The 15,016-nt window shown below is 68.7% G+C and carries 20 protein-coding genes; 9 read left to right on the top strand and 11 right to left on the bottom strand.

The features are described from left to right. Positions 1-149: 149 nt before the first annotated feature. Positions 150-803, top strand: a complete 654-nt coding sequence (locus tag BLQ34_RS11770) for a response regulator (RefSeq protein WP_091785628.1) — start codon at positions 150-152, stop codon at positions 801-803. A gap of 92 nt (positions 804-895) precedes the next feature. On the opposite strand, the gene BLQ34_RS11765 is transcribed toward BLQ34_RS11770, so the two are convergent. The 5 genes from BLQ34_RS11765 to BLQ34_RS11745 all read right to left on the bottom strand — a co-directional run bounded on the left by BLQ34_RS11765 (position 896) and on the right by BLQ34_RS11745 (position 3,340). Next, positions 896-1,120, bottom strand: a complete 225-nt coding sequence (locus BLQ34_RS11765; RefSeq protein ID WP_091785625.1) for a DivIVA domain-containing protein — start codon at positions 1,118-1,120, stop codon at positions 896-898. Between the two features lie 163 nt (positions 1,121-1,283). Continuing rightward, a complete protein-coding gene (locus BLQ34_RS11760) occupies positions 1,284-1,856 on the bottom strand; it encodes a TetR/AcrR family transcriptional regulator (protein WP_091785622.1) in 573 nt (190 codons plus the stop codon). Between the two features lie 19 nt (positions 1,857-1,875). Then, positions 1,876-2,367, bottom strand: a complete 492-nt coding sequence (locus tag BLQ34_RS11755) for an FBP domain-containing protein (protein ID WP_091785619.1) — start codon at positions 2,365-2,367, stop codon at positions 1,876-1,878. 248 nt (positions 2,368-2,615) lie between these two features. Next, entirely contained in the window at positions 2,616-2,900 is a 285-nt protein-coding gene (locus BLQ34_RS11750) for a hypothetical protein (RefSeq protein ID WP_157693020.1), read from the bottom strand. A gap of 17 nt (positions 2,901-2,917) precedes the next feature. Next, the gene (locus BLQ34_RS11745; RefSeq protein WP_091789895.1) at positions 2,918-3,340 is read right to left on the bottom strand and encodes an Hsp20/alpha crystallin family protein; all 423 of its coding nucleotides are present in this window, start codon (positions 3,338-3,340) and stop codon (positions 2,918-2,920) included. Positions 3,341-3,488: 148 nt separating this feature from the next. Here BLQ34_RS11745 and BLQ34_RS11740 point away from each other — a divergent pair, with 148 nt between their 5' ends. Continuing rightward, entirely contained in the window at positions 3,489-3,785 is a 297-nt protein-coding gene (locus BLQ34_RS11740) for a MerR family transcriptional regulator (RefSeq protein WP_091785613.1), read from the top strand. Positions 3,786-3,942: 157 nt separating this feature from the next. Here the strand turns inward: BLQ34_RS11740 and BLQ34_RS11735 are convergent, their stop codons facing one another. Beyond that, on the bottom strand, positions 3,943-5,436 hold the full coding sequence (locus BLQ34_RS11735) for an alkaline phosphatase PhoX (RefSeq protein WP_091785610.1): 1,494 nt from the start codon (positions 5,434-5,436) through the stop codon (positions 3,943-3,945). 278 nt (positions 5,437-5,714) lie between these two features. On the opposite strand from BLQ34_RS11735, the gene BLQ34_RS11730 reads away from it, so the two are divergent. The 3 genes from BLQ34_RS11730 to BLQ34_RS19025 all read left to right on the top strand — a co-directional run bounded on the left by BLQ34_RS11730 (position 5,715) and on the right by BLQ34_RS19025 (position 8,181). Next, positions 5,715-6,932: a hypothetical protein gene (locus BLQ34_RS11730; protein ID WP_091785607.1), complete on the top strand. Its 1,218-nt coding sequence runs from the start codon at positions 5,715-5,717 to the stop codon at positions 6,930-6,932. Between the two features lie 204 nt (positions 6,933-7,136). After that, positions 7,137-7,547 carry a cupin domain-containing protein gene (locus BLQ34_RS19515; RefSeq protein ID WP_157693019.1) on the top strand — a complete coding sequence of 137 codons (411 nt, stop codon included), beginning with the start codon at positions 7,137-7,139 and terminating at the stop codon, positions 7,545-7,547. Next, entirely contained in the window at positions 7,495-8,181 is a 687-nt protein-coding gene (locus BLQ34_RS19025; RefSeq protein ID WP_172829394.1) for a hypothetical protein, read from the top strand. The genes BLQ34_RS19515 and BLQ34_RS19025 overlap by 53 nt, the downstream gene beginning before the upstream one ends. 105 nt (positions 8,182-8,286) lie before the next feature. Here BLQ34_RS19025 and BLQ34_RS11715 read toward each other — a convergent pair whose 3' ends face one another. Continuing rightward, positions 8,287-10,053, bottom strand: a complete 1,767-nt coding sequence (locus BLQ34_RS11715; protein ID WP_091789893.1) for a chloride channel protein — start codon at positions 10,051-10,053, stop codon at positions 8,287-8,289. Between the two features lie 61 nt (positions 10,054-10,114). On the opposite strand from BLQ34_RS11715, the gene BLQ34_RS11710 reads away from it, so the two are divergent. From BLQ34_RS11710 to BLQ34_RS11700, 3 genes are read left to right on the top strand one after another with little or no spacing between them, the layout of a single operon-like run. Then, positions 10,115-10,600: a MarR family winged helix-turn-helix transcriptional regulator gene (locus tag BLQ34_RS11710; RefSeq protein WP_091785600.1), complete on the top strand. Its 486-nt coding sequence runs from the start codon at positions 10,115-10,117 to the stop codon at positions 10,598-10,600. Between the two features lie 5 nt (positions 10,601-10,605). Further along, positions 10,606-11,538, top strand: a complete 933-nt coding sequence (locus tag BLQ34_RS11705) for an ABC transporter ATP-binding protein (RefSeq protein ID WP_197674693.1) — start codon at positions 10,606-10,608, stop codon at positions 11,536-11,538. Continuing rightward, entirely contained in the window at positions 11,528-12,316 is a 789-nt protein-coding gene (locus BLQ34_RS11700) for an ABC transporter permease (RefSeq protein ID WP_091785598.1), read from the top strand. Before BLQ34_RS11705 ends, BLQ34_RS11700 begins: the two co-directional genes overlap by 11 nt. A gap of 46 nt (positions 12,317-12,362) precedes the next feature. Here BLQ34_RS11700 and BLQ34_RS11695 read toward each other — a convergent pair whose 3' ends face one another. The 4 genes from BLQ34_RS11695 to BLQ34_RS11680 all read right to left on the bottom strand — a co-directional run bounded on the left by BLQ34_RS11695 (position 12,363) and on the right by BLQ34_RS11680 (position 14,126). Further along, a complete protein-coding gene (locus tag BLQ34_RS11695) occupies positions 12,363-12,614 on the bottom strand; it encodes a hypothetical protein (RefSeq protein WP_157693017.1) in 252 nt (83 codons plus the stop codon). Between the two features lie 141 nt (positions 12,615-12,755). Beyond that, the gene (locus BLQ34_RS11690) at positions 12,756-13,133 is read right to left on the bottom strand and encodes an ATP-binding protein (RefSeq protein WP_091785592.1); all 378 of its coding nucleotides are present in this window, start codon (positions 13,131-13,133) and stop codon (positions 12,756-12,758) included. A gap of 169 nt (positions 13,134-13,302) precedes the next feature. Beyond that, positions 13,303-13,821, bottom strand: coding sequence for a hypothetical protein (locus tag BLQ34_RS11685; protein WP_091785589.1), 519 nt, complete (start codon positions 13,819-13,821; stop codon positions 13,303-13,305). Beyond that, positions 13,818-14,126 (bottom strand): STAS domain-containing protein, encoded by a 309-nt coding sequence (locus BLQ34_RS11680; RefSeq protein WP_091785587.1) that lies wholly within the window; start codon positions 14,124-14,126, stop codon positions 13,818-13,820. Before BLQ34_RS11680 ends, BLQ34_RS11685 begins: the two co-directional genes overlap by 4 nt. Before the next feature lie 142 nt (positions 14,127-14,268). Here BLQ34_RS11680 and BLQ34_RS11675 point away from each other — a divergent pair, with 142 nt between their 5' ends. Beyond that, entirely contained in the window at positions 14,269-14,970 is a 702-nt protein-coding gene (locus tag BLQ34_RS11675; protein WP_091785584.1) for a response regulator transcription factor, read from the top strand. The last annotated feature ends 46 nt before the right edge of the window (positions 14,971-15,016 follow it).

The raw sequence follows: 15,016 nt of genomic DNA, 5'->3' as shown, positions 1-15,016 counted from the left end.
TTCCTTTCGATCCGGCGTCTGGGTGACCCCGTTGGCACCACCTTCCGGTCCCGCCGTCGTGGCCCGCGTCGGCACCACGGACGATCTCGGCGTCGCGCGTCATCCCTGAGGAGGACCCGCGGGCGGCTCGCGATCGACACAATGGCGAGGTGATCCGCGTCCTCATCGCCGACGACCAGGAGCTGGTGCGCACCGGCTTCCGGGTGATCCTCGAGTCGGAGGGCGACATCGAGGTGGTGGCCGAGGCCGTGAACGGTCACGAGGCAGTCCGCCAGGCCGCGCTGCTCAAGCCCGCGGTGGTGCTGATGGACATCCGGATGCCGGAGCTCGACGGACTGGCGGCCACCGAGCAGATCCAGCGCCAGCCCGACCCGCCGACCATCGTGGTGCTGACGACCTTCGACCAGAACGAGTACGTCTACCGGGCGCTTCGGGCCGGGGCGGCGGGCTTTCTCCTCAAGGACGCCCCCTCGTCGCGGTTGGTCGCCGCGGTCCGTGCGGCTGCAACCGGTGACTCCCTGATCGAGCCGTCCATCACGCGACGGCTCGTCGAGAGCTTCGCCGAGCCGACTGTCACGCCGGGTATCCCGGCGGAGCTGGCGCAGCTCACCGAGCGTGAGCTCGACGTGCTGCGGCTGATCGGCCGCGGCCTGTCGAACGCCGAGATCGCAGCTGAGATGGTGGTCGCCGAGACCACGGTCAAGACGCACGTGGCGCGAATCCTCGCCAAGCTCGGCATCCGGGACCGCGTCCAGGCGGTCGTGCGGGGATACCAGACCGGCTTCATCCGGCGCAGTGGCTGACCCCGGCCACCCGCGAGGTCCGGGGCTCGAGCAACTCGTCAGGACCTCGTCAGGACGTCGTTAGGACGTGGTCAGGACGCAGGAGTGGGGACTCACGGCTCGGGGTCTCCGCGCAGCCACCGCGAGGCTCGTTGCGCGAGTCCCGCAGAGTCGTGTGGTGCATCCGGCTCCTGGGGACCTGGCCGCCCACCCTGCTCGTAGTAGCGCAGGGTGTCGATCACGCGGTCGAGGAAGTCGTCGACCTCGCGTTCGTCGTACCCCCGACGCATGGTCGTCGTCGTGAAGCTCTGGCGCGTCACGTCCTTCGAGGTCAGCATGCGTCCATCATGCGCCACGGACCGGGCGTCATCCGGACATCTCGGTCGAACTGCCCAACAGATGACCCCGCGCCACCCAAACGGTGTATGCCGCGTGGTCGCCGTCAGCGTCTGCCGCCCAGCGGCTGGCCTCCGGTCATGCTGAGGTTCGGTCACCCGACGGTCAGACCGGGGACCCCCAGGCGGTGAAGACCTGGTCGAGTCCGTCGACGGCGCGCCGCCACGAACGCTCGGCGCTGGGTCGGCTGCGTGCGAAACCACCCGCCAGCTGGAGGTCGGTCCAGCCGCGCACCGTCGCACCGAGCAGCCGGACGGCATGGGTCTCATCCGGCTCGGACAGGCCGTAGGAGCGCAGAACCGCACGCGACAACGCAGCGTGGTGTGGCGCAGCGCTGGCTGCTGCGGCGTCGTCGTCCAGCGGCAACGTCGTGGCGGCATGGCGCCCAGGGTGCGCGACGGCATAGTCGCGATGCGCTCGCCCGAGGGCGTCGATGGCCTCGCGACCGCTGCGTCCGGCGATCGCGTCTCTCACCAGGTCGGCGAGCTCGGCCAGCGCCAGCACCGCGATGCGCTGCTTGAGGTCTCGCTCTCCGGCGACGTGCGCGTAAAGGCTGGGCGCCTTGACGCCGAAGCGGCGGGCGAGCGCCGCCAAGGTCACGCCGCCGAGGCCTTCCTCGTCGGCGAGCTCGGCCGCGGCCCGGGTCAGGACGTCGGTGGTCAGGCCTGCGCGCGGCACTGAGGCATACCTTCGGTCGTCACTTCAGGACTCGCTCGACGAAGGCGATCGCGTTGCGGCTAAGTCGACCCACGCGTTCCTCGACAGAGAGGGTCTCCTGGGCGAGGTGCGGGCTGGGTGACTTCAGCCTGCCACGGGCGTAGGCCGAGCACGCCAAGGACGTGCACATCTCGAGTCCGACCGTGTTGCCGTCGCGGCCCGACCGTCCGGCGCGCGGGGCAACCATCAGGGCGACACCGCCGCTGGGGTGAGTGGTGGCGCACAGCGAACACATCCTGGCTCGTCGGGACCCACCCTGGACGCGGGCGAGCTGCACGCCGACCGGACCACGGTCGGGAACGGGCACGACGAGGTAGCCGCGCAGCGGGGACTTGGGGTCCGTCCAGCCGAGCAGGTCGAGGTCGGCCCACGGCTGGTCGCCGAGGTCACGGGGGACGTGCAGGCGCGCGACCTCGCCCTTGGTGGCGTTGACGAAAGAGGCCCGGACCTGGGTCTCGGTGAGGCTGTCCATGGGGCCAGTCTGCAAAAACTACGGACATTAGGCAAATCACTACTGGCCAGAGCTTGTAACTCGCCCGGGCCGCGAACGGATACGCCGTCAAGGCGTGGGCGTCGCGCGTGATGCGTCGGGCGCGTGACTCGAACGCGGCCCGGGCGAGCGTCAGTGGGGTTGTCGGTCTCGTTGGTCGTGATGTGTCATGCCGGGGCGACCACCCACCTTTCTCGAACTCACGGTCGTGACTTTGGTTTGTCAGGTCGTCAGGCTCGCGGGGGCGAGCGCTGCCGGCGCCACCCTCCGGCACCGGGGCGCCTCGGTCGAGGACCGAGGAGGCGGGTGGGGGACGGTGCCGGGCCACCCTGCTGCTCAGGACCGGCGCCCCGGGCTGCCGGCGACGGATCCGCCGGAGGTGGACGACTCGACCACACCTCGGCAACCAGTGCGTCGAACTCGGCGCGGACGAACTCGTCGTCCGCGCAGACCAGGTCGAGGAACTCCTCCTCCACGGTGCGCGCCGTCCCGGTGAGGGTGGAACTGGTGGTCATCGGGATCACCCCCGAGGTCAGGCGCTGATCGCCTGGCGACCCTCGTTCCTGCTCATGATCTCCACCTTGCGTGGCTTGGCCTTCTCGGCGACGGGAATCCTCAGCGTGAGGACCCCGGCGTCGTAGCTGGCCTCGATGCGGTCGGTCTCCAGGGTGTCGCCGAGCACCATCTGGCGGCTGAACACGCCCCGGGGGCGTTCCGCGGCGATCAGCTCAGCGTCGCTGGCCCGGGCCGGCCGTTCGGCCTTCACGGTGACCACGTTCCGCTCCACGTCGATGTCGATGGCGTCCGGGCTCACGCCCGGGATGTCGAGCTCGACGAGGAACACGTCGCCGTCGCGGAACGCGTCCATCGGCATGGCCGAGGGACGTGCCGGGGTGCCCAGCGCCTGCTGGGTGAGTCGGTCCAGCTCACGGAAAGGGTCGGTGCGCATCAGCATCGTCTTCACCTCCGTTGCGTCATTGCCAATGCTCTTACCGGGTGCCTCCACCAGCTCAGAGTCTGTGGTGGCGGCTATAGATTTCTTGTAGCACCACGTGCACAATATTTCAAGACCCCTGTAGGCACCCTTGGTTGGAGGACGCACCATGGCACCCGCCGCACCTGACGCTGAACGCGGCGTCTACGGCATCTCGGTGGCTGCCGAGCTCGTGGGGATGGGGGTGCAGAACCTGCGCCTGTACGAGGCCCGCGGGCTGCTCGAACCGGTGCGCACCGACGGCGGCACGCGTCGTTACAGCGCGAACGACCTGGCCCGGCTGCGCCGGATCGGCGACCTGCTGGGCGCCGGCCTGAACCTGGCCGGGATCGGCATGGTCCTCGACCTGGAGGTCGAGAACGCGCGGCTGCGCGCAGCGAAGCAGGGACCCCGGACTTCGCAGTGACGGTGGCACCCGACTGGAGGGAGCCCACGAACGGTGGGGGGTCGTCGGTCACTCCGCGCACCCAGACCGGCCAGGCGACATACCAGGCATGGGAAAGGACCGGACGCGAGGCGTCCGGCCCTTCCCTGTGGCGACCGCTCGTGCGGTCTGGCGGGCGTCAGCCGAGGTACTTGTCCCAGGGGCCGGTGATGGCCAGGGTGAGCCCCGGCGTCTGGATGTTGACGAACAGCACCTTGCCGTCGGAGCTGAACGCGGGTCCGGTGAACTCGGAGTACTCCGGGGCGTCCGCGGTGCCGATGTTGAGCTGGTTGCGGGCGATCGCGTAGGTCGGGCCACCCGGGACCGAGCTCAGCACGTGGGAGGCGCCGACGCCGTCCTCGGCGAGGACCAAGGTGCCCCACGGGGTGACGGTCACGTTGTCGGGCCCGTCGAAAACCATGTCCGAGTACTTGGGCGACGCGCCGGTCTCCGAGCTGGTCTGGTGGGGGAAGTAGGTCACCAGCGTGATGGTCTGGTCCTTGTAGGAGTAGAACCACACCATGCCGTCGTGCTTGACCGCGTCGGCCGGCAGGTCGGCGCTGTTGAAGGCGAAGCTGTTGACGACGTAGACGCCGGAGTCGATGCCGTAGACGCCCTCGAACTTCTTGCCGCGGGTGATCTCGGTGGTGAACTGCTTTCGCACCGACGTGGTCTGCCCGTCGCGCTCGGGCACCTCGACCCAGCGGACCGGGAAGGGGCGGCCGAGCTGGGCGGAGGTCAGGTAGGCGACGTCCGGCAGGACCGATCCGTCGTCCATGATGATCGCGAGTGCCTCGAGCTTGCCCTCGGTGGGGCCGAGCTTGGCGGCGATGCCGTCACCGAGGCGCACACCCTTCGGGGCGGTCCAGCGGTAGAAGAGACCGTTGGGGTTGCTGGCGTCCTCGGAGAGGTAGACCTGGGTGCGGGTCGGGTCGATCGCCAGCGCCTCGTGGGCGTAGCGACCGAACGCCTTGATCGGCTCGGGGTTGGTCCGGCCGTCGGCGAAGACCTCGAAGACGTAGCCGTGGTCCTTGGAGTAGGTGCCGCTCTGGCCGTTGCCGCTCCACTTGGCGCCGGCCTTGGTCTCGGTCTCCTCGCAGGTGAGCCAGGTGCCCCACGGGGTGTGCCCGCCCGCGCAGTTCGTGAGGGTGCCGGAGATGCCGACCCACTCGCCGTGGTTGCGGCCGCGGTCGTCGGTCTCGATGATCGTGCAGCCACCGCCGTTCAGGGCGGTGGGGTCGTAGACGGTGCCCTCGACGTGGGGGACGCCGAGGGCGGACCCGGCCGGGAGCTCGTGGTTCTGGATCAGGCGCAGGCGGTTCCTGGCCGCCTTGAAGACCGCCATGCCGTCGTGGTTGGACGGGGTGGGGCCCTGGCCGTCGTCGAGCTGGGTCTGACCGGCCCGGGTGACGACCGTGTAGCGGAAGCCCGGAGGCAGGGCGAGGATGCCGTTCGGGTCGTCCACCAGGGGCGGGAACGGGCGCGACTTCGGTATGCCGCCGTGCTGGCGACCGCCGGACGCGGGTGCGGTGGCTGGCGCGGCCTCAGCAAGGGTCGGTGTGGCGCCGGCGACGACGAGCCCCACCCCCGCAGCGGCGCTTCCGGACAGGACTGAACGACGAGCGATGGGCATGGGTCCTCCAGGACGTGGTCAGGTGGCGACTGGTGTCGATCGCCACCCTCGCCACGCGATCTGAATGTGGCCACGACAAGTCGGCGACGTCTCGGTGTCCGGAAGGTGAACGCTTGGCGCGGGTCGCGTGCTGGAAGCAGCGTCTGCATGCCGGCTCCCACGGGTTCCCGCCACCTCGGGCGCCTTCCCCGCGTCTCCTGATGGTGGGACGATCGCCCGGGAGGAATGCCTGGGAGGAGCGCACAGGTAAGACACCTCGCGTTGGAAGGGGATGTGCAATGGACGAGCCGCTAGGTCTTGGTTACTGGTTGCCCCGAACCGAATTCGTTCTCAGAGCCAGCCTGGAGCGACGTGTTGTCACGTCCGAGCTCGGCAGTTCCCTCGAGCCCCACGTCTCCGTTTCGGTTGTCCCGTCGGTGCAGCCCGACAGGGAGCGACGCCAGGCGCTCCACATCCACGAGGGAATGTTGGAGAACGTCTCGGTCGAGGTCGACCTCGACGAGAACGGCGTCATCCAGGCCATCAACGGGCAAACCTCGTCGGCCATGTCCAACGTCATCTCGCTCGCCTCGAAGGTGGTCGGTCTTGCGGCCACCGTCTTCCTGGCGCAGAGGCCGCCAAGTCTCGAGGAGGACTGGGCTCGCGCACATCCTGGCCTCTCGGTGCGGAGGGAGGAGTTGGTCCGAAAGGTGGAGGACTTGCTCGAAGTCGTGGCGGACCCCGAGACCTCTCCCCAGGACACGGCTCTCGCCGGGACGGCGCTCACGACCTGTCAGAGCCAGCTCGCCACGATCAGCGAAGCGCGACGTGCGTGGATCGCCTCGCGCGCCAGCAGCGCCCCGGACTCGACGGCCACGTGGGTGCTGAGTCCCCGGCAGCTTCTTCGACTCAGGGACGGACTGCCTGAAAGCCTCACTTCGCCTGCGGTTCCCGAGGCACAACGGGCTGCGGCCGACGACTTCGGCGTGCTCCTGGCCCTCAGCGACCCTGATCGGGACAAGTTCGAGACGCCTCCGGAAGCAGTCCACACGGACGTACTGATCATCCGGGTCGGCCGCCCGGTCACGATCGGGGTGTACACGCGGAGTGCTGAGGACCAATGGGTCCTCGACGACTCGTCCGTGGTGCACCTCGACGTCGTCGATGAGTTCAGCCACTACCAGCCGGTGAGCGTGAACCAGCGCGGCGGTCGCTCACGAAGCGTCAAGCTGTCGTTCTACGGGGACCAGTCGGTGAAGACCTTTGGCATCGGGTCCGACTCGGCGCTCGGCACCGTAGGACCTGCGCTGGGTGAGCTGGTGGACGCGTCGTCATCGGCCTACAAGTCCTTCGCGGAACGCCCGAGCGCGGAGCGCGTGGCACAGGAGCGGGCCAAGACCCAGCTCGACCTCCTGAAGACGGCAAGCGAGTACGAAGTGTTGTCGGCGACTCGCGAACACGCAGCCGAGCTCGCCGCCCTCGAGCAAAGTCGCAAGCTCGCAGAACTTCGAGACTGACACCCGACCTCGGCTGCCACTGCAGCTGGCGCGGAAGTTTGCACGTGGTGCCCTCGGGCAGCCATGTTCGTTGGGTGGGACTCACCGACACGCTCGTTCGTCCGAGGCTTGGCGCTTGGTCGGTGGTTCGCAGTTCGATGATCTCGAGTCTTCGGTCCGCTTCCGACCCTCGACGCCGGGCTGCCAATTTGGGACCATCCAGAAGTGGCTCACATCAGTTTGGAAGAAGGAGAGTCGTTCGCGCACCGACACGACGACGAGAGTTCCACACTTCTGGTCGCTGGCGAGGCGGACCTCGAAACTGACTCCGGGGTCGTGAAGCTTGTTCGGGGTCAGCAGGTAATCATTCCAGCGGGCCAGCATCACAGCGTCATTGCTCGTTCTTCGGGTGTCGTTTTGAATGCCGCCACGCCCGGCCCAAGCCGCGGCCGCCTGATTAGTCGTGAGGCGTCCCTTCAGCGGCCGACAGAGCAGGCGCCGCGATCTCGCCACGGGAGCGGTGAAGCCCGCGCCCGGGAGACCCGTGCTCGTCTACCGTCCCAGCGCGTTGGACGTGTGGCCAGTGCGACTGCTGGTGTCACTGCTTGTGGTGCTCACATGGGCGATACTGCGTGAGAACCTGCCGGCGTCATGGACGGGACGTTGGCCGTGGCGACTTCAGCTGCTCGAGGTTGCCCCCGCAGCCGCACTTGCTGGTGGACTCCTCGCCCTCATCGCCACACGTCGACAGCTGACGCTGACCGTGGAGCCGCACCTGGGGTGGTCCTCGACCCGCGACGCCAGCGTCATCTTGGGCCAGAAGTCGGCTTGGCGCGTGATGATTGACAACAGCGGCGGGGGACGAGCCATCGTGCAGGCCGTTCAGTACCGAGTGGTTCCGGCAGGCAAGGAGATCGAGACCCAGTCGTGGGTGCCGGTGGACGATGCGCGCGCGCAACTCGGTTTCATGGGGTTGGTCGAGGACGAGGACTTTGCCCTTCGTCGTCTGGGGGCAGGGGCGGGGATCGGCACCGGCAAGGACGATCGTGTCGAGGTGCTGGCCCTGACTCGAAAGGCTCTGGCGTGTGTACGCGCCGTTGACCTCTATGTCCGCTACGAGGGCGCCACCCGGGACACGTACGCCCGCGTCATGCCTCTGCTGCCGCGCGAGGGAGTGCCGGGCGCCATGGCGAGCCCCGATGTTGACGGGAGCGCAGCATCATCGGGGCCCGGGGAACTGCCGGAAGGAGAGCCGCGGAGACGCCTGTGAGCGCTCGCCCAGCGGGTGGGTAGTGCTCGGCAGCGTTGAGGACACCAGTTCCCTCATGGTGGACCCGCAGACGAAGGCTCGCGCAGCCAATGACCACAAGACGGTTCAGGGCCGGGCCGCGAGGAGGTCGTGGTAGCTGAGCCAGCCCACGACGTCTCCAGAAGAGCTGAGGACAGGCATGGCACTCATCCCGCTGCGGCTCAGCGTCTCGCTGGCGACTGTGACAGGGTCACTCTCATTGATGGTCACCGGGACTTCCGCAGCCAGGCTGGCCGCCGCGGTGTCGTGCCGTCCGTCCGCGAGGGCATCCGTGACGCCCCGTGCCGTCACGACGCCGAGGTAGTCGCCGGAGTCGTCGACCACCGGCAGGATCCCGAACTGGGCTTCACTCAGCGCGGCAGCGACCTCGGCAAGCGTGGTGCGCCGGGGGAGGCCCGACGGCACCTCGCTCATGACGTCGCGGACGTGCCGCCGGCTGCCCTGCACCGTCTCGCTCGGGACGCCGAGGTCCACCCCGCGACGTCGCAGCTTGAGCGTGTAGATCGTGTCGCCGGTGAGGGCGTGGCTCAGACCCGTCGCCAGCACGATGGCAGTCATCAGCGGCAAGATGACGGTGTACTCGCCCGTGAGCTCGAAGAGCATGACGACGGCCGTGATGGGGGCGCGGGCGGCTCCGGCGAACACTGCGCCCATCCCGATCAGCCCATAAGCACCCACAGGTCCAGAGACTCCCGGGGCAATGAGGTGGAGCGTTTCTCCGAACGCCGCACCGAGCATGGCGCCGATGAACAGGCTGGGGGCGAAGACGCCACCGGAACCCCCGATCCCGATCGTCAGGCTGGTGGCCACCATCTTGCCCACCATGAGAATCAAGAGGAACGCCACGGCATACCTCCCATCGATGGCGTCACCGAGCACCGGGTAACCGACGCCGTACATCTGCGGGAGGACGAGCAGGACCAGCCCGAGAGCGAGCCCGCCCACGGCTGGCCGCAACCACTCCGGTCCACGCCACAGGGCGTCGCATCCGTCCTCGACGGCGTACAGGACCCGAGTGAAGGTCACGCCCACCAGCCCGGCCAGCAAGCCGAGGGCGGCGAAGAAGAGGTACTCGTGGGGGCCTGTCACGGTGAAGGCCGGGAGCTCGAGAAAGGGCACGTCGCCGAGGGCGGCGCGCCCGATGACGCTGGAGGTCACCGAGGCGAGCACCACCATGCCGAAGGCCTGCGAGGTGAAGTCCGCGAGGATCAGCTCCATCGCGAAGAAGACACCCGCCAGGGGGGCGTTGAAGGTGGCGCTGATCCCGGCCGCCGCGCCACACGCGACCAAGACGCGAAGGCGCGGTTCGGACAGCCGGCCCAGGCGTCCGGCGGTCGAACCCAGGGCGGACCCGATCTGGACGATCGGACCCTCGCGCCCGACGGAACCCCCACCGCCGATGCACAACGCCGAGGCGAGAGCCTTGACCGCTGCCACCTGGGGGGCGATCCGTCCGCCACGATGGGCGACGGCATACATGACCTCGGGGACCCCATGCCCGCGCGCCTCGCGGGCGAATCTCTGGACCAGCGGACCGTAGAGGAGCCCCGCAACCACCGGAGTGGCGAGCACGAACCACCGCCCGAGTCCGGGCAGGGACGGGTGCGCCGCGCCGGGGCTGGCGGCGTAGTCGAGGTGTCCGGAGAAGAGGCGGGTGAAGGCGCCGATGAGCCAGCGGAATGCCACCGCGAAGAGCGCGGCCGCGGCGCCAACGGTGAGGGACAACACCAACAACCCCGTGCTGGAGCTGCGGAGCCAGATACCGGCACGGCCGACGGACAGCCCGACCAATCGCCGGGAACGAGAGGGGACAGGGGCTTCCTCTGGCGTCATGAATTGCATTATGCAATTATTAGTGCAAGCAATGCAATCGACGACGGGCAAGGAGGCTTCCATGCCGCAGCCGCTGGACCGATCTGATCTCGACGATCTCGTCACGGCCCTGTTGACGGCCTCGCGGGTGCTTGTGGGGGTTTCGGCGCGGTCGCTGGCGGAGGTGCAGGACGACGTCACGGTGACCCAGTTCAGGCTGCTGGTCGTGCTGCGCGGCCATGGTGAGACCCGGCTGAATCGTCTGGCGGACCGTCTGGGGGTGACCCCTTCGACGGCGTTGCGCAGTGTCGACCGGCTGATCGCCTCGGACCTGGTCACGCGGCGTGAGAACACCCAGGACCGCCGCGAAGTGGTGATCGAGTTGACACCCCGGGGCCGCCGCGTGGTCGACCACGTCACCGAACGTCGCCGCGAGGCCATCCGCGTGATCGTCGAGGCCATGCCTCGTGAGCAGGCACGTCGACTGGTCGAAGCACTGAGCACCTTCGCCGAGGCCGCTGATGAACCGACTGCCGCTCTGGATGCGGCCAACGCGCTGGGGTGGTGAGAGCCGTGAGCCGGGGGTCGGATGCGGGCCAAGGGCCAGCCGTACGCCTCGGCGGGCTGACCAAGCGCTACGGCCGCAACCGGGGCGTGGAGTCCCTCACCCTCGAGGTGGCCCGAGGCGAGGTGCTCGGCTTCCTCGGCCCGAACGGTGCGGGGAAGTCCACGACCATCCGGCTGGTCATGGGGCTGTCGCGTCCGAACGCAGGCTCCGTGCAGGTGTTGGGCGGCAGCCCTCGCGAGGTGGCGGTGCGGAGGCGGATCGGCTACCTCCCCGGTGAGCTACGGCTGTTTCCAGCCCTGTCCGGCCGTGACCTGCTGGACCGCCTGGCGCACATCCACGGAGGCGTGTCCGCCGTCGACATCGACAGCCTCGCCGCGCGCCTCGGTGCCGAGCTCGACCGACCCCTGCGAGCACTGTCCAAGGGCAACCGGCAGAAGATCGGACTCGTCCTGGCGTTCATGCACCGTCCCGAGCTGCTCGTCCTCGACGAGCCGACCTCCGGGCTGGACCCGCTGCTGCAGGACGAGTTCGCCCGGCTCATCCGCGAGCGGGTCGCCGACGGCGCGACGGTGTTCCTGTCCTCGCACGACCTCGATGAGGTGGAGCGCGTCGTCGACCGGGTAGCCATCATCCGTGAGGGACGACTTGTCGCCGTCGACACCGTGAGCGGTCTTCGCGAACGCGCCCCGCGGGTCGTGCAGCTCCACCTCGACCACGTGCCGGCGCAGGCAGTGCTCGCGGCCATTCCCGGCGTTCGGGTCATTGACCGGCGGGGCGACGGGGTGAGCCTCGAGGTCAACGGTTCAATGGCCCCGCTCCTGCGGGCCATCGGCGACATGGGCGCCACCGACCTCGTCGCGCGCCCGGCCGGTCTGGACGAGATCTTCCGGGCCTTCTATCGAGGGACGGACGTGGACGAGGGACCCCTTGCGAGCTGAGTTGATGCGGTTGGACCTGCGGCTGCGCCGACGCAGCCTGTGGGCCTGTGCCCTCGGCTTCGGTGCGTATGCCGTGCTCATCGTTCTCCTGTACCCGTCCTTCCGCGGGGACCGTTCACTGGACCGGCTGGCGGAGGGCAACCCGACGATGGCCGCCCTCTTCGGGCTGTCGGGGTCCCTGACCTCCCCAGCCGGCTGGCTCAACGCAAACCTCTATGCCAACGTGGTGCCGTTGTTCGCCCTGCTGCTGTCGATCGGTTACGGAGCTGCCGCGGTCGCCGGACAGAACGAGGAGGAGCATCTCGGCCTGATCGCAGCCCTCCCGGTCTCACGGACATCCTTGATGCTCCAGAAACAGGCCGCGCTGGCCGTGGTCTCGATCCCCGTCGCAGGGGTGACGTACGTGGCAGTGCTCGCGGGGCGGACGGTTGGACTCCGGTTGGCGGTCGCGCCGCTGACGAGCGCTTCGGCCGGGGTTGTCCTCCTGGCCTACGACTTCGGTGTCCTGGCGCTCGCGTTGGGCTGCTTGACCGGGAGCCGCGGCCTCTCCCTCGGTGTCGCGTCGGCGCTTGCCGCTGCGTCGTACCTGATGAGCTCGCTCGCCGGGGTCGTTGACTGGTTGCACGACCTACGCCACCTCTCGCCCATCTACTGGTCGGTGGGGCAGGACCAGATCGTGAAGGGACTGGCGCCCGGGTCCTTCGCCGCGCTCGTCATCGCAGGTGTCCTGCTCAGCTCAGTCGCGGTGTGGGCGTTCCGCCGACTCGACCTCCGGTGAGCGGTGTCCGACGCACGCTCCGCCTGTATGCACGAGAACCGACTGGCTAGGCGGAGGCGCGCATCGCCGCGAGGGCTGGTGCGACGATCGAGGGCTGCCCGTACCTACGCTCCAGCTCGGGCACGTCGGGCACCAGCCCCAGGTCCTCGATCTCCTTGGCCACCGCCCGGACCACGGATCGGGTGTCGGTGTCCGGCGCCCTCGCCTCGCCGCGAAGCTGTGCAGCGACGATCCGGTGTGAGGTCCTGTCCCCGACACGTTGTCCCGGCTGGATCTTGACCACCGTACCGTTGGTCATTTTCGCTCTCCTACCTGTTCGATTGAGTGTGGTGAGGGCGGAACACAACGTCGGATTCCGCCCTCGACAACCACTCTGGGACGCCGAGATGACAGTGATCACGGCAGTATCTTTGCGATTTCATGACGCTCGGGCGAGCCGTCAGCCGAGGGGCACCCGCGCCCAGACGGTCTTGCCGCCGGGCCGGCGGTGGACGCCCCAGTCCACCGCGAGGGCCCGGACGATGGTCAGCCCCCGACCAGTCGGTGCACCGTCGTCCCCGGGGCTGGGTCGCAGGTGTCCATTTCCGGCGTCGGTGACTCGCAGCGTGATGTTCTGGTTGTCGATGGAGATGCTCAGCCCGACTGGTCCTCGAGCATGCAGCACGGCGTTGGTCACCAGCTCTGTCGCCACCAGCGCCACGGTGTGGGGGTCGCTGATCGCTGTGCCGCGTCGCGCGGCCCACTCACGCAACACTCGCCGGGCATGGCGAGGCGCCGTGAGATCCGGTGCGAGCAGCCAGTGCTCGACGTCGGTCACGGAGACGGGATCAGGAGACCTTCTCGGACGCGCTTAGAGATCTCGGTGAGGTCCAGCAGCCTCTCCCTGGCATCCATGACTCCTTCGTCATCACGTCGTGCCCGGGCGCTGCGCAGCCGCTCACGAGCAAGGGCGAGCTCATCAGCCAGGGCCGAAGAGAAGGCGTTCATCACGCGCCCCCTCCAGTCGGCTCCATGCCGGGTGCGGGGCCCACCACGGCCCCTGCGCCGTGGTGGACCTCGCGGAACAGGGCGGCGAGCAGGCTGACGGGGTCCTGCCGGATGAGGTCCCCACCGTGGTGGTACAGGGCCTCGGAGAGTGCCTCCGGCCTAGCATCGAGCACCGATGCGGACAGCAGCAGCAGTCGCTCGTCCGGCTTCAGATCCAGCAGTTCACGGCCGCCGGGCTCGGCGGGCGCAGTCCTGAGACCGTTGGCAGTGAGGAGAAGAGCGGGGGGCGCGTCGTGGCAGATCACCAGCGCCGTCCCGTCGACGGTGCAGGCCAGTGCCGTGAACCCGGCGCCCGTGTCATCAGTCAGGCGCGGAGCGTCGCCGATCACCACCTCGGTGAGGCCGTGCCGCTCCTCGACGCGAGCGATCCCAGCGACCTGCTCGACCGCCCAAACCGTCCAGTCACCTACCCCGCGACGTGTTCGCACGACGGCCGACCCATGCACCTGGATCGTCATGACATGTCCTCCGAGGTCGACATCGTGAGGAGGCCGCAGAGCCCCAGCACGTCGCGGTTGGCGTGCCACGCCCCGCGGACCCTGAAGCGGACGCCGGCCCGGGCGCAGCTTCGCTTGGCCCAGAGGAGGGCGGCCACCGCCGTCGATGACGGTCGGCTCAGGTCCGACACGTCCACGAGGACGGACTCGTTCCGGGTGAGGAGTACCTCGGCCACGGTGGACCGCAGGGCAACGAGGTCGTGGGTCAGGGAGGCATCGTGCAACGTGGTCGTGCGGACTGGTTGGCATGTTTCCTGGGTGGCCATGGCACCTCCGTTCGGGGAGCTCCAGAGCCTGCCCGTCACGTGTTTCAACGGCGCGTGCGAGATCTTTGCATTTGCATGACGAATGAACGGGGCGGCACTTCAGCCCGGTCGCGCTGATGGTGACGCTGGCAGAATGCGTTCAATGGCACCCACTCTGCTCGTGCTCGAGGACGACGAAGGCATCAGGTCATCCCTGTGCCTGGCCCTGGAGGGCGAGGGCTACACGACGGTCGGCTTCGGACGGGCCGAGGATGCCTTGATCGAGCTGCCACGGCTCGACGTCGACCTCATGTTGGTCGACCTGATGCTGGGAGAGATGGACGGTTTCACCTTCGTCCGCGAGGTGCGCCAGCGCAGCGACGTACCCATCATCGTCATCAGCGCCCGCGCCGACACCCACGACATCGTGGCAGCCTTGGAGTCCGGCGCCGACGACTACGTGACGAAGCCCTTCGAGGTCAAGGAGGTCTCGGCCCGGCTGCGCGCCCTCCGCCGGCGTCCGCCCACGGTGGCCCGCGTCGGCGAGATGGAGATCTCCGTCCTCGACAGCACCAGGGGGCCGCTGGTCCTCGACTGGGGAGCCGGGGTCGTCCGGCGAGGAAACGACGAGCTTCACGTGACCACCACCGAGTTTCGCCTCCTCTGTGAGCTCAACCAGCCGTCCGGGCGCGTGCTCAGTCGTCAGGTGCTGCTCGAACGGGTGTGGGACCGCGACTACTTCGGTGACGAACGCATCGTGGACGTCCACATCCGGCGGCTGCGCACGAAGATCGAGGAAGACCCGGGGACTCCCCAACTACTCGTCACGGTGCGTGGCCTGGGTTATCGTTTCGACCGGCGCTGACCGTGCGCCTGCAGCCGATCGGACTCCGAAGTCGCGTCACGCTGGT

It is taken from the genome of Pedococcus dokdonensis, assembly GCF_900104525.1.
Taxonomy (GTDB): domain Bacteria; phylum Actinomycetota; class Actinomycetes; order Actinomycetales; family Dermatophilaceae; genus Pedococcus; species Pedococcus dokdonensis.
Note: the sequence above shows the minus strand (reverse complement) of the source record. Positions and strands in the feature narration are given on the sequence as shown.

What these genes read in the sequence shown, in the direction of transcription:
- BLQ34_RS11735 (WP_091785610.1), bottom strand. Translation starts at nt 5,436, where the DNA reads ATGCCCATCGCTCGTCGTTCAGTCCTGTCCGGAAGCGCCGCTGCGGGG.
- BLQ34_RS11765 (WP_091785625.1), bottom strand. Translation starts at nt 1,120, where the DNA reads ATGCTGACCTCGAAGGACGTGACGCGCCAGAGCTTCACGACGACGACC.
- BLQ34_RS11675 (WP_091785584.1), top strand. Translation starts at nt 14,269, where the DNA reads ATGGCACCCACTCTGCTCGTGCTCGAGGACGACGAAGGCATCAGGTCA.
- BLQ34_RS11695 (WP_157693017.1), bottom strand. Translation starts at nt 12,614, where the DNA reads ATGACCAACGGTACGGTGGTCAAGATCCAGCCGGGACAACGTGTCGGG.
- BLQ34_RS11745 (WP_091789895.1), bottom strand. Translation starts at nt 3,340, where the DNA reads ATGCTGATGCGCACCGACCCTTTCCGTGAGCTGGACCGACTCACCCAG.
- BLQ34_RS11715 (WP_091789893.1), bottom strand. Translation starts at nt 10,053, where the DNA reads ATGACGCCAGAGGAAGCCCCTGTCCCCTCTCGTTCCCGGCGATTGGTC.
- BLQ34_RS11685 (WP_091785589.1), bottom strand. Translation starts at nt 13,821, where the DNA reads ATGACGATCCAGGTGCATGGGTCGGCCGTCGTGCGAACACGTCGCGGG.
- BLQ34_RS11750 (WP_157693020.1), bottom strand. Translation starts at nt 2,900, where the DNA reads ATGACCACCAGTTCCACCCTCACCGGGACGGCGCGCACCGTGGAGGAG.
- BLQ34_RS11755 (WP_091785619.1), bottom strand. Translation starts at nt 2,367, where the DNA reads ATGGACAGCCTCACCGAGACCCAGGTCCGGGCCTCTTTCGTCAACGCC.
- BLQ34_RS11730 (WP_091785607.1), top strand. Translation starts at nt 5,715, where the DNA reads ATGGACGAGCCGCTAGGTCTTGGTTACTGGTTGCCCCGAACCGAATTC.
- BLQ34_RS11710 (WP_091785600.1), top strand. Translation starts at nt 10,115, where the DNA reads ATGCCGCAGCCGCTGGACCGATCTGATCTCGACGATCTCGTCACGGCC.
- BLQ34_RS11740 (WP_091785613.1), top strand. Translation starts at nt 3,489, where the DNA reads ATGGCACCCGCCGCACCTGACGCTGAACGCGGCGTCTACGGCATCTCG.
- BLQ34_RS11680 (WP_091785587.1), bottom strand. Translation starts at nt 14,126, where the DNA reads ATGGCCACCCAGGAAACATGCCAACCAGTCCGCACGACCACGTTGCAC.